General features: G+C 49.9%; 17 protein-coding genes and 5 tRNA genes. All 22 read left to right on the forward strand.

Going from position 1 to position 17,303, the window contains the following annotated elements; translation table 11 throughout:
* The first annotated feature begins 47 nt into the window (after positions 1–47).
* The 22 genes from mnmE to D515_RS19025 all read left to right on the forward strand — a co-directional run bounded on the left by mnmE (position 48) and on the right by D515_RS19025 (position 17,218).
* Positions 48–1,412 carry a tRNA uridine-5-carboxymethylaminomethyl(34) synthesis GTPase MnmE gene (gene mnmE, locus D515_RS18920; RefSeq protein ID WP_002540786.1) on the forward strand — a complete coding sequence of 455 codons (1,365 nt, stop codon included), beginning with the start codon at positions 48–50 and terminating at the stop codon, positions 1,410–1,412.
* Positions 1,413–1,578: 166 nt separating this feature from the next.
* Positions 1,579–2,631, forward strand: a complete 1,053-nt coding sequence (locus tag D515_RS18925; RefSeq protein ID WP_039850326.1) for a GGDEF domain-containing protein — start codon at positions 1,579–1,581, stop codon at positions 2,629–2,631.
* A 65-nt stretch (positions 2,632–2,696) separates the two neighbouring features.
* Positions 2,697–3,143 (forward strand): FMN-binding protein MioC, encoded by a 447-nt coding sequence (mioC, locus tag D515_RS18930; RefSeq protein WP_002540788.1) that lies wholly within the window; start codon positions 2,697–2,699, stop codon positions 3,141–3,143.
* Positions 3,144–3,561: 418 nt separating this feature from the next.
* The gene (gene mnmG / locus D515_RS18935) at positions 3,562–5,451 is read left to right on the forward strand and encodes a tRNA uridine-5-carboxymethylaminomethyl(34) synthesis enzyme MnmG (protein WP_002540789.1); all 1,890 of its coding nucleotides are present in this window, start codon (positions 3,562–3,564) and stop codon (positions 5,449–5,451) included.
* Between the two features lie 45 nt (positions 5,452–5,496).
* Complete coding sequence (gene rsmG / locus D515_RS18940; protein WP_239643998.1) at positions 5,497–6,072, forward strand: 16S rRNA (guanine(527)-N(7))-methyltransferase RsmG; 576 nt, start codon at positions 5,497–5,499, stop codon at positions 6,070–6,072.
* Between the two features lie 22 nt (positions 6,073–6,094).
* The gene (locus D515_RS18945; protein ID WP_002540792.1) at positions 6,095–6,889 is read left to right on the forward strand and encodes a ParA family protein; all 795 of its coding nucleotides are present in this window, start codon (positions 6,095–6,097) and stop codon (positions 6,887–6,889) included.
* A 10-nt stretch (positions 6,890–6,899) separates the two neighbouring features.
* The gene (locus tag D515_RS18950) at positions 6,900–7,793 is read left to right on the forward strand and encodes a ParB/RepB/Spo0J family partition protein (RefSeq protein WP_002540793.1); all 894 of its coding nucleotides are present in this window, start codon (positions 6,900–6,902) and stop codon (positions 7,791–7,793) included.
* Positions 7,794–7,972: 179 nt separating this feature from the next.
* Complete coding sequence (locus D515_RS18955) at positions 7,973–8,362, forward strand: F0F1 ATP synthase subunit I (RefSeq protein ID WP_039850328.1); 390 nt, start codon at positions 7,973–7,975, stop codon at positions 8,360–8,362.
* A gap of 8 nt (positions 8,363–8,370) precedes the next feature.
* On the forward strand, positions 8,371–9,174 hold the full coding sequence (gene atpB / locus D515_RS18960; RefSeq protein ID WP_002540796.1) for a F0F1 ATP synthase subunit A: 804 nt from the start codon (positions 8,371–8,373) through the stop codon (positions 9,172–9,174).
* A gap of 74 nt (positions 9,175–9,248) precedes the next feature.
* Complete coding sequence (gene atpE / locus D515_RS18965) at positions 9,249–9,503, forward strand: F0F1 ATP synthase subunit C (protein WP_002540812.1); 255 nt, start codon at positions 9,249–9,251, stop codon at positions 9,501–9,503.
* 49 nt (positions 9,504–9,552) lie between these two features.
* Positions 9,553–10,023, forward strand: a complete 471-nt coding sequence (gene atpF, locus D515_RS18970; RefSeq protein WP_002540813.1) for a F0F1 ATP synthase subunit B — start codon at positions 9,553–9,555, stop codon at positions 10,021–10,023.
* 15 nt (positions 10,024–10,038) lie between these two features.
* The gene (atpH, locus tag D515_RS18975; protein WP_002540814.1) at positions 10,039–10,572 is read left to right on the forward strand and encodes a F0F1 ATP synthase subunit delta; all 534 of its coding nucleotides are present in this window, start codon (positions 10,039–10,041) and stop codon (positions 10,570–10,572) included.
* Between the two features lie 16 nt (positions 10,573–10,588).
* Positions 10,589–12,130, forward strand: coding sequence for a F0F1 ATP synthase subunit alpha (gene atpA / locus D515_RS18980; RefSeq protein WP_002540815.1), 1,542 nt, complete (start codon positions 10,589–10,591; stop codon positions 12,128–12,130).
* Between the two features lie 45 nt (positions 12,131–12,175).
* Positions 12,176–13,042: a F0F1 ATP synthase subunit gamma gene (gene atpG / locus D515_RS18985; protein WP_002540816.1), complete on the forward strand. Its 867-nt coding sequence runs from the start codon at positions 12,176–12,178 to the stop codon at positions 13,040–13,042.
* Positions 13,043–13,077: 35 nt separating this feature from the next.
* Entirely contained in the window at positions 13,078–14,481 is a 1,404-nt protein-coding gene (atpD, locus tag D515_RS18990) for a F0F1 ATP synthase subunit beta (protein WP_002540817.1), read from the forward strand.
* A gap of 18 nt (positions 14,482–14,499) precedes the next feature.
* Positions 14,500–14,922, forward strand: coding sequence for a F0F1 ATP synthase subunit epsilon (locus D515_RS18995; protein WP_002540819.1), 423 nt, complete (start codon positions 14,500–14,502; stop codon positions 14,920–14,922).
* 330 nt (positions 14,923–15,252) lie between these two features.
* Positions 15,253–16,614, forward strand: coding sequence for a bifunctional UDP-N-acetylglucosamine diphosphorylase/glucosamine-1-phosphate N-acetyltransferase GlmU (gene glmU / locus D515_RS19000; RefSeq protein WP_002540820.1), 1,362 nt, complete (start codon positions 15,253–15,255; stop codon positions 16,612–16,614).
* A 125-nt stretch (positions 16,615–16,739) separates the two neighbouring features.
* Positions 16,740–16,814 (forward strand) — tRNA-Gln (locus D515_RS19005).
* 5 nt (positions 16,815–16,819) lie between these two features.
* Positions 16,820–16,896, forward strand: a tRNA-Arg gene (locus D515_RS19010).
* Between the two features lie 38 nt (positions 16,897–16,934).
* A tRNA-Leu gene (locus D515_RS19015) sits at positions 16,935–17,019 on the forward strand.
* A gap of 36 nt (positions 17,020–17,055) precedes the next feature.
* Positions 17,056–17,130 (forward strand) — tRNA-Gln (locus D515_RS19020).
* A gap of 11 nt (positions 17,131–17,141) precedes the next feature.
* Positions 17,142–17,218, forward strand: a tRNA-Met gene (locus tag D515_RS19025).
* The last annotated feature ends 85 nt before the right edge of the window (positions 17,219–17,303 follow it).

Below are 17,303 nucleotides of genomic sequence, written 5' to 3' on the forward strand. Positions count from 1 at the left end.
AAATTGGTATACACTAAGCAACGTTTTCAAACTGCAGGTAAAGTTTCATGACTCATTCAGACACCATTGTTGCTCAGGCAACACCACCGGGACGCGGTGGTGTGGGCATCATCCGCGTATCAGGCCCTAAAGCCAAAGCAGTTGCCCTGGCGGTCACCGGACGTGAACTTCCGGTGCGACGCGCTGAATACCTGCCGTTTAACGATGAACAGGGCAACGCACTTGATCAGGGGATTGCCCTGTACTTCCAGGCGCCGAATTCGTTTACCGGTGAAGATGTGCTGGAACTGCAAGGTCATGGCGGCCCAGTTATCATGGATATGCTGATCAAGCGCATTGTGGATATCGACGGTGTTCGCACTGCCCGCCCGGGCGAGTTTTCCGAACGCGCCTTTTTGAATGACAAGCTCGATCTCGCGCAGGCAGAAGCGATTGCAGATTTGATTGATGCCAGCTCAGAACAAGCGGCAAAAAGCGCGCTACAAAGCCTTCAGGGCGCGTTTTCGGGCAAAGTGAATACGCTGGTGGAAGCGCTGATCCATCTGCGCATCTACGTGGAAGCGGCAATCGATTTCCCGGATGAGGAAATCGATTTTCTCTCTGACGGTAAAGTCGCCGCCGATCTCGACAACATCATCAACTCGCTGGATGACGTGCGTAAAGCGGCCAACCAAGGCGCTATCATGCGTGAAGGCATGAAAGTGGTGATCGCTGGCCGTCCTAATGCGGGGAAATCCAGCCTGCTCAATGCCCTTTCAGGTAAAGAAAGCGCCATTGTGACTGACATTGCCGGCACCACCCGTGATGTGCTCCGTGAGCATATCCACATTGATGGCATGCCGCTGCACATCATCGACACAGCAGGCTTACGTGATGCTTCCGACGAGGTGGAACGTATTGGTATCGAACGTGCGTGGGATGAAATCGCTCAGGCAGACCGCGTGCTCTTTATGGTGGATGGCACCACCACTGATGCGACATCACCGGAAGAAATCTGGCCGGAGTTTATCGACCGCCTGCCAGAAAACATCGGTATGACGGTTATCCGCAACAAGGCAGACATGACAGATGAAACCCTGGGAATCTGCCATGCTAGTCAACCGACGCTTATCCGTTTAAGCGCGAAGACAGGAGCCGGTGTTGATGCCCTGCGTGAGCACCTGAAAGCCTGTATGGGCTTCTCCGGCGCGACAGAGGGTGGCTTTATGGCCCGTCGCCGCCACTTGGAAGCGCTGGATGCAGCCGCTCGTCATCTCGATATCGGGAAAGAGCAGCTTGAAGGTTACATGGCCGGAGAGATCCTCGCTGAAGAGCTCCGCATTGCCCAGCAGCATCTTTCGGAGATCACCGGAGAATTCAGCTCAGACGATCTGCTTGGCCGGATCTTCAGCTCCTTCTGTATCGGTAAATAAATACATTGCCGCCTTCGGGCGGCTTGTTTCCCGCCGAAATGTCCCGCTTTTGCTACACTTGAATACATCTTTCATAGACTCAGCCAAAGCGATGATCAACAGCCTCAGCCCCATTCTTAATCTGGGGATAACACGCTGCGACAAGCTACATGTGCATCACCTACGGATGGTGAATTTGCTCACGTGTCTGTGTGCGAGTGGTACCTTGTTGTTCTCAGCACTTTTCTGGTTCGCTTTTGGTAGTGCTACCGCTGCTCTTTTGAATGGCCTGTTTGCCATACTGTATCTGGTCGCTTTTCTGCTGACCCGGGAAGGTGTTTTGTGGATGGCCAAGTATTGGATATTCGTTACTTTCTTCCTTCAACAACTCTTCCTCCCTCTGTTTGTGTTGTCCGCCAACTTTGAAACCGAACTGCTGTTGCTGGTGGTTCCAACCGCTGTTGTTCTGGTGTTTGATCCGAACGAACGCCTCCCCCGCTATGGGTTGTCACTTATCGCCATTTTTCTGCTTTTTCTGGCTAAAACGGTTCCGTCAGCCGATCCTGTGCTGGCACTCACGGACACCAATGCACGGGCAGCATACCTGTGTGTCATCCTGATTCTGGTGCTTGCATCAGTCGCATTGACCGATTTCTATATGGTGGATCTTCACAGCATTGATGAATCTTCCCGAAAACTGGTTCACGAGGATCTTTTAACTGAAACCTCCAACAGCCAAAGTCTCTATAACCAGGCCGATGAACTTTTCTTTCAAGCGCAACGGCGCGGGGAGCCGCTGTCGGTCGTCGCTATAAACCTCGATGACTTCCGGCAAATCAACGAAATGCACGGAAGACAAACAGGTGATCAAGTGCTTATCCATGTTGCAGAACTTCTGCGCGAACAACTCCCGCCAGCCACGCCTATTGGCCGTTTGTACGCCGACAACTTCGCGATCTTATTGAGGAATACACCTTCAAGTGACGCAATGCGTGTGGCCGAACAACTGAAACTGGCCATTGGACGCAGTGTGGTTCTGCTGGATAACACCGCGGTTAAACGCACTGCAAGCCTGGGAGTAACCACATCAAATGATGGCTGCCTTGCTGGTTTTCAGCTGATAGATACGGCAATTCATGCTGTTGCCAATGCCAAAAAGCGAGGCAAGAACAAGATACAAACCTTATCACCCAAAGGGTTTAATGCCCTTTACCGAAGTGAGCACTACCAGCCCAACTGACTTGACGCAGCAGTGACCGTCACTCAATACTAACGGCCATTGATAAACCGTTAGAGAACAATCTTATGAGTGAACTAACCCTGATCACCGGCAGTACATTGGGCGGCGCAGAGTACGTGGGCGATCACCTCTCTGATCTTCTGGAACAAGAAGGCATCACAGTGAATGTGATCAATGAAGCAGAGCCTGATGACGTCGCGAATGCCTCCAGCCTTCTCCTTATCACATCAACCCATGGTGCCGGAGACTATCCGGATAACCTCGCGCCAGCGATGGAAGCCCTGAAAAACACGACACCTGATTTGAGCGCACTGAAGTATGCCGTGATCGCAATCGGCGACTCCAGTTACGACACGTTTTGTGGCGCAGGTATTCAGGCAGATGAACTATTGAAAAGCCTGGGAGCGCAGTCTCTGGCCCCCAGATTAGAGATTGATATTCTTGAGCAGCCTTTGCCTGAAGAAGCGGCTGAAGCATGGTTATCCCAGCACAAATCGGCATTTTGTGAATAAAATGACGCGGCGACCATAAAAACTTTATTCAAAACTGTGACCTTTGCTTTGTGGATAACTATAGATCTAAACGGTGATCAACCTATAGTTATCCCAATAATAACTTTCCTCTCTTTCCCCACCTGTTGATAACATGCCATTTTGATCCCAAGCAGTACAAGACTAGATCCAAGTAAACACACAGAAAACGATCTTCCTTAAACGCATGATCATGTTGATCATTTATTAGTTATCCACAAAGATCGTCTTCCCTAATAAAAGATCAAAATAAAGATCTATATAAAGATCTTTATATATTTTAAGAGACACACCCTCGATCAAAGATCACACTTTTGGTTCTCTCCGTTTCTGAAAAGCGGTAGAATGATCCTCTTTTGCTCAACCAACCGATCAACACATTCCTTATTGAGGTCACACCATGTTTTACCAGGATAACTTTGATGTCATCGTTGTTGGTGGTGGTCATGCAGGTACGGAAGCCGCACTGGCCGCTGCACGTATGGGTCAGCAAACCCTTCTGCTGACACACAACATCGATACATTGGGGCAAATGTCATGTAACCCTGCCATTGGCGGGATCGGAAAAGGACATCTGGTGAAAGAAGTCGACGCATTAGGCGGCCTGATGGCGCGTGCGATTGACAAAGGTGGTATTCAGTTCCGTACCCTGAATGCATCGAAAGGCCCTGCTGTCCGTGCTACCCGAGCACAGGCTGACCGTGCGCTGTACAAAGCGGCAGTACGTGAGGCATTGGAAAACCAGCCAAATCTGATGTTGTTCCAACAAGCAGTGAATGATCTGATCGTTGAACAGGATCAAGTGATTGGTGTTGTGACCGAAATGGGCCTGAAATTCCGTGCCCGATCGGTGGTGTTGACCGTAGGTACTTTCCTCGGCGGAAAAATCCACATTGGTCTTGAGAATTATTCCGGTGGCCGTGCCGGCGATCCCCCTTCGATCGCGCTGGCTGATCGCCTCCGTGAATTGCCGTTTCGCGTTGACCGCCTGAAAACAGGAACACCGCCGCGTATTGATGCACGCACAGTCGATTTCAGTGTGATGCAAACCCAGCATGGTGACGATCCACGTCCCGTGTTTTCTTTCATGGGGGATGTGTCTGAGCATCCGCGTCAGGTGCCGTGTTACATCACTTACACCAATGAGAAAACCCATGATGTGATCCGTAATAATCTGGATCGCAGCCCGATGTATGCCGGTGTGATTGAAGGTATTGGTCCGCGTTACTGCCCGTCTATCGAAGACAAGGTGATGCGCTTCGCGGACAAAGATAAACACCAGATTTTCGTTGAGCCAGAAGGCTTGACGACCAACGAACTCTACCCGAATGGGATCTCCACCAGCCTGCCATTTGATGTGCAGATGGGGATCATCAGTTCGATCAAAGGCTTCGAGAACGCGCGTGTGATCCGTCCAGGTTATGCGATCGAGTATGATTTCTTCGATCCGCGCGATCTGAAGCAAACCTTTGAAACCAAATTTATCAAAGGCTTATTCTTCGCTGGTCAAATTAACGGCACCACAGGCTATGAAGAAGCGGCAGCACAAGGCTTGCTCGCAGGCACAAACGCAGCATTGTTTGCTCAGGACAAGGAGGGCTGGTGCCCTCGTCGCGATCAAGCTTACATGGGCGTGTTGATTGACGATTTGTCGACCATGGGTACCAAAGAACCGTACCGTATGTTCACTTCCCGCGCTGAATATCGCTTATTGCTTCGTGAAGACAACGCGGACATGCGTTTGACTGAAACCGGTCGCGAGCTCGGTTTGGTGGACGATGAGCGCTGGGCCCGTTTCAACCAGAAACTGGAAAACATGGAACAGGAAGCACAGCGTCTTCGCAGTGCCTGGATCCACCCGACTTCAGAGCATGCTGAAGTATTGAACGCGATCCTGAAAACGCCATTGTCCCGTGAGGCAAACGGCGAAGAACTATTGCGTCGTCCGGAAGTGACATACAACGATCTGGTGAAAATTCCTACATTCTCGCCAGCGCACGAAGACATTCAAGCGTCTGAGCAGGTAGAAATTCAGGTCAAGTACGCAGGTTATATCGACCGCCAGAAAGACGAGATTGAAAAATCTATCCGCCACGAAAATACCCATTTGCCGATCGAGCTGGATTATTCCCAAATCAAAGGCTTGTCGAACGAGGTGGTGGCGAAACTGAAAGACAGCCGTCCAGAGACCATTGGCAAGGCGTCACGCATTTCCGGTATCACGCCTGCAGCGATCTCTATCCTGCTGGTGCATCTGAAAAAACAAGGCATGCTGAAAAAAGGGGCCTGAGTTTCTGTGAAACAACGTCTAGCACAACTGATTGAACAGGCAGGGATGAATATCCCTGCTGAGCAACAAGCCCAACTGATTGGCTATGTTGAAATGCTCCACAAGTGGAACAAAGCGTACAACCTGACATCGGTGCGCGATCCAAACGAAATGATCGTCAAACACATCATGGATAGCATCGTGGTGAGTCAGCACCTCGATGGCCAAAGTTACATCGATGTGGGGACGGGTCCTGGATTACCGGGGATCCCGCTTGCAATCATCAACCCAGAAAAATCCTTCACGCTGCTCGACAGCCTGGGTAAGCGCATTCGCTTCATCCGTCAGGTGCTGCATGAGCAGAAAATTACCAATGTCACGGCTGTGCAGAGCCGCGTCGAAGATTTCCAGCCTGAACAGGGATTTGATGGCGTATTAAGCCGAGCCTTTGCATCCATGAGCGACATGGTGAACTGGTGTCATCACCTCCCTTCACCACAAGGTCAGTTCCTCGCTCTCAAGGGACAAGTGGATCAAGTCGAAATTGACGAACTTCCTGCCGGATGTTCTGTGACAGATATCAAACCTTTGACTGTTCCGGGATTGGAAGGTCAACGTCATCTAGTAATCTTGGCTAGATAGGATTATTAGGCGAGGTCGTCTTGTGGGAAAAGTCATTGCTGTTGCAAACCAAAAGGGAGGCGTTGGTAAAACAACGACCTGTATCAACTTGGCTGCGTCGCTGGCAGCGACTCAGCGTAAGGTATTGGTAATTGACCTAGACCCACAGGGCAACGCAACCATGGCCAGTGGGGTGGATAAATACGATGTTCATGCCACCGCTTACGATTTGTTGGTTGAAGAGACCCCGTTTAACGATGTGGTGGTGACAGAGACCACGGGCGGTTATCATCTGATAGCGGCCAATGGCGATGTCACCGCAGCAGAAATCAAACTCATGGAAGTGTTTGCCCGCGAAGTGAGGCTGCGCAACGCATTAGCCGACATTCGTGAAAACTATGATTTCATCTTCATTGATTGTCCCCCTTCTCTTAACCTTCTTACAATCAATGCCATGACGGCGGCAAATTCCGTACTGGTGCCAATGCAGTGTGAATACTTTGCATTGGAAGGCCTGACCGCACTGATGGACACCATCAGTAAGCTTGCAAGCGTAGTGAACGCTGACTTGCATGTGGAAGGCTTACTCAGAACCATGTACGATCCGCGAAATCGTCTGGCGACAGAAGTGTCTGAACAGATCAAAAAACACTTTGGAGACAAGGTCTACCGTACTGTTATCCCGCGCAATGTCCGTTTGGCAGAAGCGCCGAGTCACGGCAAACCAGCCATGTACTACGACAAATATTCCAGCGGTGCCAAGTCATATCTGGCATTAGCGGGTGAAATATTGCGACGGGAAGAGCAGGCCAAGCAGGCCATTGCCAACGCGTCTTAAAGGAACGTGAATGAACGCTACCAAACGTGGATTGGGTAAAGGACTCGATGCGCTACTGGCCACCAGTGCCAGAGCACAAGCGCGTGTCGATCTGAACAACGACACCCAGGAAGCCGTGAACAACAGTGAGCTGCAGCATTTGCCATTAACGGCATTGCGTCCCGGTGTTTATCAACCGCGTCAGGATATGGCGCAGGAAGCACTGGAAGAGCTGGCGGAGTCTATCCGCGCACAGGGCGTTATCCAACCTTTGGTCGTGCGTCACCTTGGTGACAGTCAGTACGAAATTATCGCTGGTGAGCGCCGTTTCAGAGCGTCAAAAATCGCCGGATTGACCCATGTCCCTTGTTTGGTCCGTGACCTAAATGACAAAGCTGCGAGCGCCATCGCACTGATTGAGAACATCCAGCGTGAAGATCTCAACGCGATGGAAGAGGCAGAAGCGCTGGATCGTCTGGTCCACGACTTCTCCCTTACCCACCAACAACTGGCTGAAGCGCTGGGCAAATCCCGCACCACCATCAGTAACCTTTTACGATTGAACGGCCTTGAAGCTGGCGTAAAGAAATTGCTGTCTGGACGCCAATTGGAAATGGGTCATGCACGCGCATTATTGGCATTGGAAGGTGACGCTCAGATTGAAGCTGCACTGGTCTCCGTCAACAAGAAACTCACAGTGAGACAGACCGAAGCGTTGGTGAAAAAATGCCTGACGCCGGCCGTAGAAAAAACGCCGGAACCCGTGTCACCGGAATTGACTGCTGTGCAGGATAGGTTGACTGATAAGTTAGGCACCTCAGTTAGCCTGTCACAAAGTAAAAGTGGCAGTGGTAAATTGGTCATCAGCTTTGATCAAAACGAAAAACTTATGCAAATTCTTGCAATTCTTGGCGAAGAAGTGTGACGTAACGCGTTGGGTTTTTGTTACATATTTTTGCTTACTGTGATCAGGTTACCCTGTTGTAAAATTTAGTCTCCCTTTTTGATGTGATGAGATTGCATTCAAAAGGGCGACCCGTATAATTTTCGCAGTTTTCCCAGCACGACATAGTGCTAAGAGGAAAGGAATCGAGGAACGAATACATGGTATCGACGCTCACGCGACCAGGTCGCAAGCTTGCGAAAAGGTTGCTGCTGTTACAGGCGTGCGTCGTGTTAGCAACGGCAATCTTGATGGTCACCATCATCAATGTCGACTGGGGAATTTCCGCACTCATAGGCGGTGGCATTTTTGTAATTGCCAACGCAGCCTTTGCATTGTGTGCATTCCTTTTTAGTGGAGCGAGAGCTGCAAAGCTCGTTGTAGCATCCTTCTACAGCGGCGAAGTGCTTAAGATTCTACTGACCGTCGCGCTGTTTTCCGTTGTTTACCTGTATGCCGAGGTGGAACTTGTTCCCCTCAAACTGACCTATTTGCTGGTACTTGGAATCAACATCCTTGCGCCAGTTTTATTCATTAACAACAACAAATAGGATGAGTTATGGCTGCGCCAGGTGAAGCGCTTACACCCTCCGGTTATATCTCCCACCACTTAACCAACCTGTCTTCGGACAAGCTTGGCTTGGTGGAGGAAGGTAGCTTCTGGTCGGTGCATATTGATAGCCTGTTTTTCTCTATTGCCATCGGTATCGGCTTTCTATGGCTGTTCCGTGCAGTGGCGAAAAAAGCTACAACAGGAGTTCCAGGCAAGCTTCAGTGTTTTGTGGAAATGTTGGTGGAGTTCGTTGATGAAAACGTTCGCGAAACCTTCCATGGAAAGAATCCACTGATCGCGCCTTTGGCTCTGACCATTTTCGTTTGGATATTCCTGATGAATACGATGGACTTGGTTCCTATCGATTTTATTCCTTATCCAGCGGAACAGCTTGGTATCCCTTATATGAAGGTCGTACCAACAGCTGACGTAAATATCACACTGGCAATGGCGCTGGGCGTGTTCTTCTTGATGATTTACTACAGCATCAAGATCAAAGGCCTAGGTGGCTTTGCAAAAGAGCTGGCTCTTCACCCGTTCAATCACCCTCTCATGATCCCGTTCAACCTGCTGCTTGAAGTGGTATCGCTGCTGGCGAAACCAATCTCACTCGGCATGCGTCTGTTCGGTAACATGTTTGCAGGTGAAGTGGTATTTATCCTGATTGCGGCTCTTCTGCCGTGGTGGGCGCAATGGTTGGGTTCATTACCGTGGGCAATCTTCCACATTCTGGTTATTACCATCCAAGCGTTCGTCTTTATGATGTTGACCATTGTGTACCTGTCTCAGGCACATGAAGACTCGCATTAATAAAAGATTTTTTAGTAAGCAACTTTGTTCGACCTTCCGGCATATAAGCCGACAACAAGAAACTGGAGATAGTGATGGAAACTTTATTGAGCTTTTCTGCAATTGCCGTTGGCATCATTGTAGGTCTTGCTTCCCTGGGTACAGCGATCGGCTTCGCACTGCTTGGCGGTAAATTCCTTGAAGGTGCGGCTCGTCAACCAGAAATGGCTCCAATGCTGCAAGTTAAGATGTTCATCATCGCTGGTCTGCTGGATGCGGTTCCAATGATCGGTATCGTAATCGCACTGCTGTTCACCTTCGCAAACCCATTCGTTGGTCAGCTGGGTTAAGTCGCCTGATTATACCTGTAGTTAACTATTGGGAGATGGAGAAGCAGTTATGAATATGAACGCTACTCTTATCGGCCAGGCGATCGCGTTTTCCATGTTTGTGTGGTTCTGCATGAAGTATGTATGGCCACCAATCATGCAAGCGATTGAAGAGCGTCAGAAGAAAATTGCTGACGGTCTTGCGGCAGCTGAGCGTGCCGCGAAAGACCTGGATTTGGCCCAGGCTAATGCTTCTGATCAATTGAAAGAAGCAAAGCGCGCTGCAACTGAGATCATCGATTCGGCGAATAAGCGTAAAGCACAAATTCTTGATGAAGCCCGCGAAGAAGCATCTTCTGAGCGTGAAAATATCCTTAACCAAGGAAAGGCTGAACTGGAAGCTGAGCGCAACCGTGCCCGCGATGAACTGCGCAAACAAGTTGCAACTCTGGCCGTAATCGGTGCTGAGAAAATCCTTGAGCGTTCAATCGACGAAAATGCTCATAAAGATATTCTCGATAAAATCACTGCAGAACTTTAAGAAGGAGGGGCAGCTATGTCTGAACTGACTACCATCGCACGCCCCTACGCTAAAGCAGCCTTCGATCTGGCAGTAGAAAAAGGCGAATTGGACCAGTGGTCTGAAATGCTGGCTTTTGCTGCTGAAGTTGCCCGCAATGAAACCATCGCAGACTTTCTCGATGGTTCTTATTCAGCTGAAAAGTTGACTGAGATTTTTCTCTCAGTGTGCGGTGAGCAGCTCAATGAATTCGGCCAGAACCTCGTGAAGGTGATGGCTGAAAACGGACGCTTAAAAGCGTTGCCGGAAGTAACTGTCCAGTTCATGGCACTTCGCCGTGAATTAGAAAAGCAGGTTGACGTTGAGGTCACCTCTGCTGTCGCGCTGGAACAAGCGCAACTGGACGCTATTGAAAGCAAGCTGGAAGCCCGCCTTGAGCGAAAAGTGAAGCTGAACTGTAGTGTAGACGAGACCCTGGTTGCCGGGGTTGTGATTCGAGCTGGAGACTTGATCATCGATAACTCAGTTAGCGGCCGTATGCGCCGTCTGAGCGATGCATTGCAGTCTTGATTTGGGGAATTGGAGCATGCAACTTAATTCCACGGAAATTAGCGATCTGATCAAACAGCGTATTGAAAAATTCAACGTTGTTAGTGAAGCACGCAACGAAGGTACCATCGTGTCAGTCAGCGACGGTATCATTCGCATCCATGGCCTTGCAGATGCTATGCAAGGTGAAATGATTGAACTACCTGGCAACCGTTTCGCACTGGCGCTCAACCTTGAGCGTGATTCTGTAGGTGCGGTTGTTATGGGTCCTTATGCCGACCTTCAGGAAGGCATGAAAGTAACCGGTACTGGTCGTATTCTTGAAGTTCCAGTAGGTCCTGAGCTACTGGGCCGTGTGGTTAACACTCTGGGTGAGCCAATTGACGGTAAAGGTCCTATCAATGCTGCACTGACTTCTCCTGTAGAAGTGATTGCACCTGGCGTAATCGCACGTCAGTCGGTAGACCAGCCAGTACAGACCGGTTACAAAGCAGTTGATGCAATGATCCCAATCGGCCGTGGTCAGCGTGAGCTGGTTATCGGTGACCGTCAGACCGGTAAAACGGCGCTGGCAATCGATGCGATCATTAACCAGAAGAACTCTGGTATCTACTCTATCTATGTTGCTATCGGCCAGAAAGCGTCAACCATCGCTAACGTGGTTCGCAAACTGGAAGAGCACGACGCACTGAAAAACACCATCGTTGTTGTTGCATCTGCTTCTGAAGCAGCGGCACTGCAATACCTTGCGCCTTACGCAGGTTGTGCGATGGGTGAATACTTCCGTGACCGCGGTGAAGATGCGCTGATCGTATACGATGATCTGTCTAAGCAAGCTGTTGCTTACCGTCAGATTTCTCTGTTGCTGCGTCGCCCACCAGGTCGTGAAGCATTCCCAGGTGACGTTTTCTACCTCCACTCTCGTCTGCTGGAGCGTGCTGCGCGTGTTAACGCTGATTATGTTGCTAAGTTCACCAATGGTGAAGTGACTGGCAAAACTGGTTCTTTGACCGCGCTGCCAATCATTGAAACCCAAGCGGGTGACGTATCTGCGTTCGTACCAACCAACGTTATCTCGATCACCGACGGTCAGATCTTCTTGCAATCGGAACTGTTTAACGCAGGTATCCGTCCGGCAGTTGACCCAGGTATCTCAGTATCTCGTGTAGGTGGTTCAGCACAGACTAAGATCATCAAGAAGCTGTCTGGTGGTATCCGTACCGCTCTGGCTCAGTACCGCGAACTGGCTGCATTTGCTCAGTTCTCTTCTGACCTGGACGATGCAACCAAGAAGCAGCTGGATCATGGTCAGAAAGTAACTGAACTGATGAAGCAGAAGCAATACGCACCAATGTCTGTGTTTGAGCAGGGATTGATGATTTTTGCTGCGGAAAAAGGCTACCTGTCAGACGTTGAGCTGACCAAACTGGCTGATTTCGAATCTGCTCTGCTTGCATATGCTAAAGGTACGTTTGCTGAGCTGGTTGCACAGATCGATGAGACTGGCGACTACAACGGCGACATTGAAGCGCAACTGGCTAAGCTGGTTGAAGACTTCAAAGCAACACAAACCTGGTAATGCGTAGAAGGCCGCTCAGCGGCCTTCTAATAACGGAGAGTAACGATGGCCGGCGCAAAAGAAATTCGTAACAAGATCGGAAGTGTAAAAAGTACACAGAAGATCACCAAAGCGATGGAAATGGTTGCCGCTTCTAAAATGCGTCGTTCGCAAGACGCCATGGAAGCCTCCCGTCCATACGCGACTACTATGCGCAAAGTGATCGGTCATGTCGCACTTGGTAACCTTGAGTACCGCCATCCATATCTGGAAGAGCGTGAAGCCAAGCGCGTCGGTTACATCATCGTATCTTCAGACCGCGGTCTGTGTGGTGGCCTGAACATTAACCTGTTCAAACGTGCCATCACAGATATGCAGGCGTACAGCCAAAAAGGTGTGGAAGTTGAAACTGCACTGATAGGCGCTAAAGCGACTGCATTCTTTAACAGCTACGGCGGCAACGTATCCGCACAAGTTTCTGGTCTGGGTGACAGCCCATCACTGGAAGATTTGATCGGTACCGTCGGTGTGATGCTGAAGAAATATGATGAAGGCCAACTGGATCGCCTGTATTTGGTTTACAACCAGTTTGTAAACACCATGACGCAGGAACCAGTGATCGATCAATTGCTGCCTTTGCCTAAGTCGGAAGACGAAGAAATGCAGCGCAACCACGCTTGGGACTACATCTATGAGCCTGAGCCAAAACCACTGCTGGATACCCTATTGGTTCGCTATGTTGAATCTCAGGTTTATCAGGGCGTGGTAGAAAACCTCGCGTGTGAACAAGCAGCGCGAATGGTTGCGATGAAGGCTGCAACAGACAATGCAGGGAATCTGATTGATGAACTGCAACTGGTGTATAACAAAGCCCGTCAGGCTGCAATTACCCAAGAGCTGTCGGAGATTGTCTCCGGTGCTGCTGCGGTGTAAGGCAAGGGCCAACGAACTATTTTAGAGGAATAACGATGGCTACAGGTAAGATCGTTCAGATCATCGGTGCGGTAGTCGACGTAGAGTTTCCACAGGAATCTGTGCCACAGGTATATGATGCCCTGAACGTGAAACGTGAAGGCGAGCGTCTGGTGCTGGAAGTTCAGCAGCAGCTTGGTGGTGGTATCGTTCGTACCATCGCAATGGGTTCGTCTGATGGTCTGCGTCGTGGACTGGAAGTAGAAAATACTGGTAGACCGATTGAAGTACCAGTAGGTACTGAGACACTGGGACGTATTATGAACGTTCTGGGTGACTCTATCGATGAGCGTGGCGAAATCGGTGAGAAAGAGCGTTACTCTATCCACCGTGAAGCGCCAAGCTACGAAGACCAATCAAATGCAACCGAACTGCTGGAAACCGGCGTTAAGGTTATCGACTTGGTTTGTCCATTCGCTAAGGGTGGTAAAATCGGTCTGTTCGGTGGTGCAGGTGTAGGTAAGACCGTTAACATGATGGAACTTATCAACAACATCGCACTGCAGCACTCTGGTCTGTCTGTATTCGCAGGTGTTGGTGAGCGTACTCGTGAAGGTAACGACTTCTACTACGAGATGCAGGAAGCGGGCGTTGTAAACGTTGAGAATCCAGCAGAATCGAAAGTAGCAATGGTTTACGGTCAGATGAACGAGCCACCGGGTAACCGTCTGCGCGTTGCACTGACTGGCCTGACAATGGCTGAGAAGTTCCGTGATGAAGGCCGTGACGTACTGCTGTTCATCGATAACATCTATCGTTACACCCTTGCAGGTACCGAAGTATCGGCACTGCTGGGTCGTATGCCGTCTGCGGTAGGTTATCAGCCTACACTGGCAGAAGAGATGGGTGTTCTTCAGGAGCGTATCACCTCGACTAAGAGTGGTTCTATCACATCTGTACAGGCGGTATATGTACCTGCGGATGACTTGACTGACCCATCTCCAGCAACCACGTTCGCGCACTTGGATGCGACCGTTGTACTTTCACGTAACATCGCTGCACTGGGTCTGTACCCAGCCATCGACCCACTGGATTCGACTTCACGTCAGCTGGATCCACTGGTTATCGGTCAAGAGCACTATGATGTTGCACGTGGTGTGCAGTCTGTACTGCAACGCTACAAAGAGCTGAAAGACATCATCGCCATCCTGGGTATGGATGAACTGTCTGAAGACGACAAGCTGGCAGTAGCCCGTGCACGTAAGATTGAGCGTTTCCTGACTCAGCCTTACCACGTAGCAGAAGTCTTCACAGGCCAACCTGGTGTGTATGTTTCGCTTAAAGAAACCATCACAGGCTTCAAAGGTCTGCTGAACGGTGAGTACGACGATATCCCTGAGCAGGCATTCCTGTACTGTGGCGGTATCGAAGAAGTACTGGAAAAAGCGAAGAACCTGTAATAGCTGGTAGGAGGCGACATGGCAGCGATGACCTTTCACCTGGATGTAGTAAGCGCAGAGAAACAACTGTTTTCTGGCCGTGCTGAAGCAATCCAGGTAACGGGTAGCGAAGGTGAATTGGGTATTTACCCAAGCCACACCCCGCTGCTGACCGCTATCACGCCGGGCATGATCCGCATTACTAAGCAACACGGCCATGAAGAGGTAATTTACCTTTCTGGTGGTATGCTGGAAGTGCAACCAAGCACAGTGACTGTGCTGGCTGATACCGCAATTCGCGGCGTCGACCTGGATCAAGCTAAGGCAGAAGAAGCGAAGCGCCGTGCAGAGGATCGTATCCTCAACAAACATGGCGATATGGACTTTGCTCAGGCGGCCAGTGATCTGGCCAAGGCGATTGCCCAGCTACGAGTTATCGAGCTGACCAAAAAGGCACGCTAAGTACCAGGTATCACCCAAAGACTGGAAGGCGACCGAGAGGTCGCCTTTTTTATGTTTGTTTTTCTCGTTTTCCAATCGTCTAATTTTTCGGTCTTTAAGCCTTGGAAGAAAAAGATATGTTCAGTTTTTATGATTTAATTATCAATTAGTTGATGTGAATTCATATGTGTCTTTTCTTAAGTGATTATCTGCGAGGTATCGCCTGAAAATTGCTACAAGATGACGGAAATTTATGAATTTCTTATAGGTTTGAATCCCGTTTTACAAAGCGAACCGTTACAATAAGCGCCATTATTTGAAGTAGACCCTCAATACCAAGGACAACTCTCCATGAATTTCAGTGCTGTGATTCTGGCTGCGGGTAAGGGAACCCGCATGTACTCCAACCTACCTAAGGTACTGCATACGCTTGCAGGGAAACCTATGGTGAAGCATGTCATCGATACCTGCTCCTCACTGGGCGCAAAAAACCTGCATCTGGTGTATGGCCATGGTGGTGATGCAATGAAAGCAGCACTGGCAGAAGAGTCAGTCAATTGGGTCCTTCAGGCGGAGCAGTTAGGTACAGGCCACGCAGTGAACCAAGCTGCCCCGGAATTTTCGGATGATGAGCAGGTTCTTGTGCTTTACGGCGATGTTCCGCTGATTTCTGAGCAAACCATCGAAAACCTGTTGGATGCACAGCCAGACGGCGGCATTGCATTGCTGACTGTGGTACTGGATAAGCCAGCGGGCTACGGACGTATCATTCGCCGTAATGGTCCTGTGGTGGCGATCGTGGAAGATAAAGATGCCACACAAGAGCAAAAGCTTATCAAAGAAATCAACACTGGTGTAATGGTCGCTACCGGACGTGATCTACGCCGTTGGCTGAATGAAGTAAAAAGCGACAACGCACAAGGCGAATACTACCTCACAGATGTGATTGCGATTGCCCACGATGAAGGTCGTGCAGTTGAAGCGGTTCACCCGGAAAGTGCAATTGAGGTAGAAGGTGTCAACAACCGCATTCAGTTGGCTCGTCTGGAACGCGCTTATCAAGCTGCTCAGGCAGAGAAGCTTCTGGAAAGCGGTGTGATGCTCCGCGACCCTGCGCGTTTTGACCTGCGTGGTCAGCTACAGTGTGGCACTGATGTCGAAATCGATGTGAACGTCGTGATTGAAGGTTCAGTTACTCTGGGTGACAACGTGGTCATCGGTGCGGGCTGTGTACTGAAAGATTGTGAAATTGATGACAACACTGTCGTCCGCCCATACAGCGTGATTGAAGGTGCTTCGGTTGGTGAAGATTGCACCGTGGGTCCGTTTGCGCGCCTGCGTCCTGGCGCTGAGCTGGTGGAAGATGCACATGTAGGTAACTTTGTTGAAGTGAAAAATGCACGTATCGGTAAAGGCTCTAAGGCTAATCATCTGACTTACCTTGGTGATGCTGAAGTCGGTGAGCGTGTGAATATCGGTGCAGGTACTATCACATGTAACTACGATGGTGCCAATAAACACAAGACTGTGATTGAAGATGATGTGTTTGTTGGCTCTGATAGCCAGTTGGTGGCCCCGGTAACCATCAAAAAAGGCGCAACGATTGGTGCAGGTACGACACTGACCAGTAATGTGGAAGAGGGCCAACTCGTAATTACCCGCGCAAAAGCGCGTGCAATTGATGGCTGGAAGAGACCGATTAAGCAGAAATAATACTTGTTATGCACAAAAAAACACCGCAAAAGCGGTGTTTTTTTATTGAAGCGATTAAATCGTCATCAAACGAAAAATAGGGGGTTGACGCTCCTCTGAATCCGCAATATTATACGCGCCTCTGTTGGGGTATCGCCAAGCGGTAAGGCAGCGGCTTTTGATGCCGCCATTCCCTGGTTCGAATCCAGGTACCCCAGCCAACAACGCGTCCGTAGCTCAGCTGGATAGAGTACCTGGCTACGAACCAGGCGGTCGGAGGTTCGAATCCTCCCGGACGCGCCATCTCTTCCTTTCCAGAGGTGAGATGAACAATTAGGTTTGCGGAAGTGGCGAAATTGGTAGACGCACCAGATTTAGGTTCTGGCGCCGCAAGGTGTGAGAGTTCAAGTCTCTCCTTCCGCACCATTATTTAAAGATCATGCTCTCGAGCGTGGTTGCTGTTGGGGTATCGCCAAGCGGTAAGGCAGCGGCTTTTGATGCCGCCATTCCCTGGTTCGAATCCAGGTACCCCAGCCATATTTCAGGTTGGCTACGTAGCTCAGTTGGTTAGAGCACATCACTCATAATGATGGGGTCACAGGTTCGAATCCCGTCGTAGCCACCACTTATTTCGAAAGTCTCTGACTTTCTGCCAGATAAGACACACTACCAGTGTCTGCGGGTTATAAACTCAATATCAGGCGACAAAA

It is taken from the genome of Grimontia indica, from assembly GCF_000333895.2.
Lineage (GTDB): Bacteria > Pseudomonadota > Gammaproteobacteria > Enterobacterales > Vibrionaceae > Enterovibrio > Enterovibrio indicus.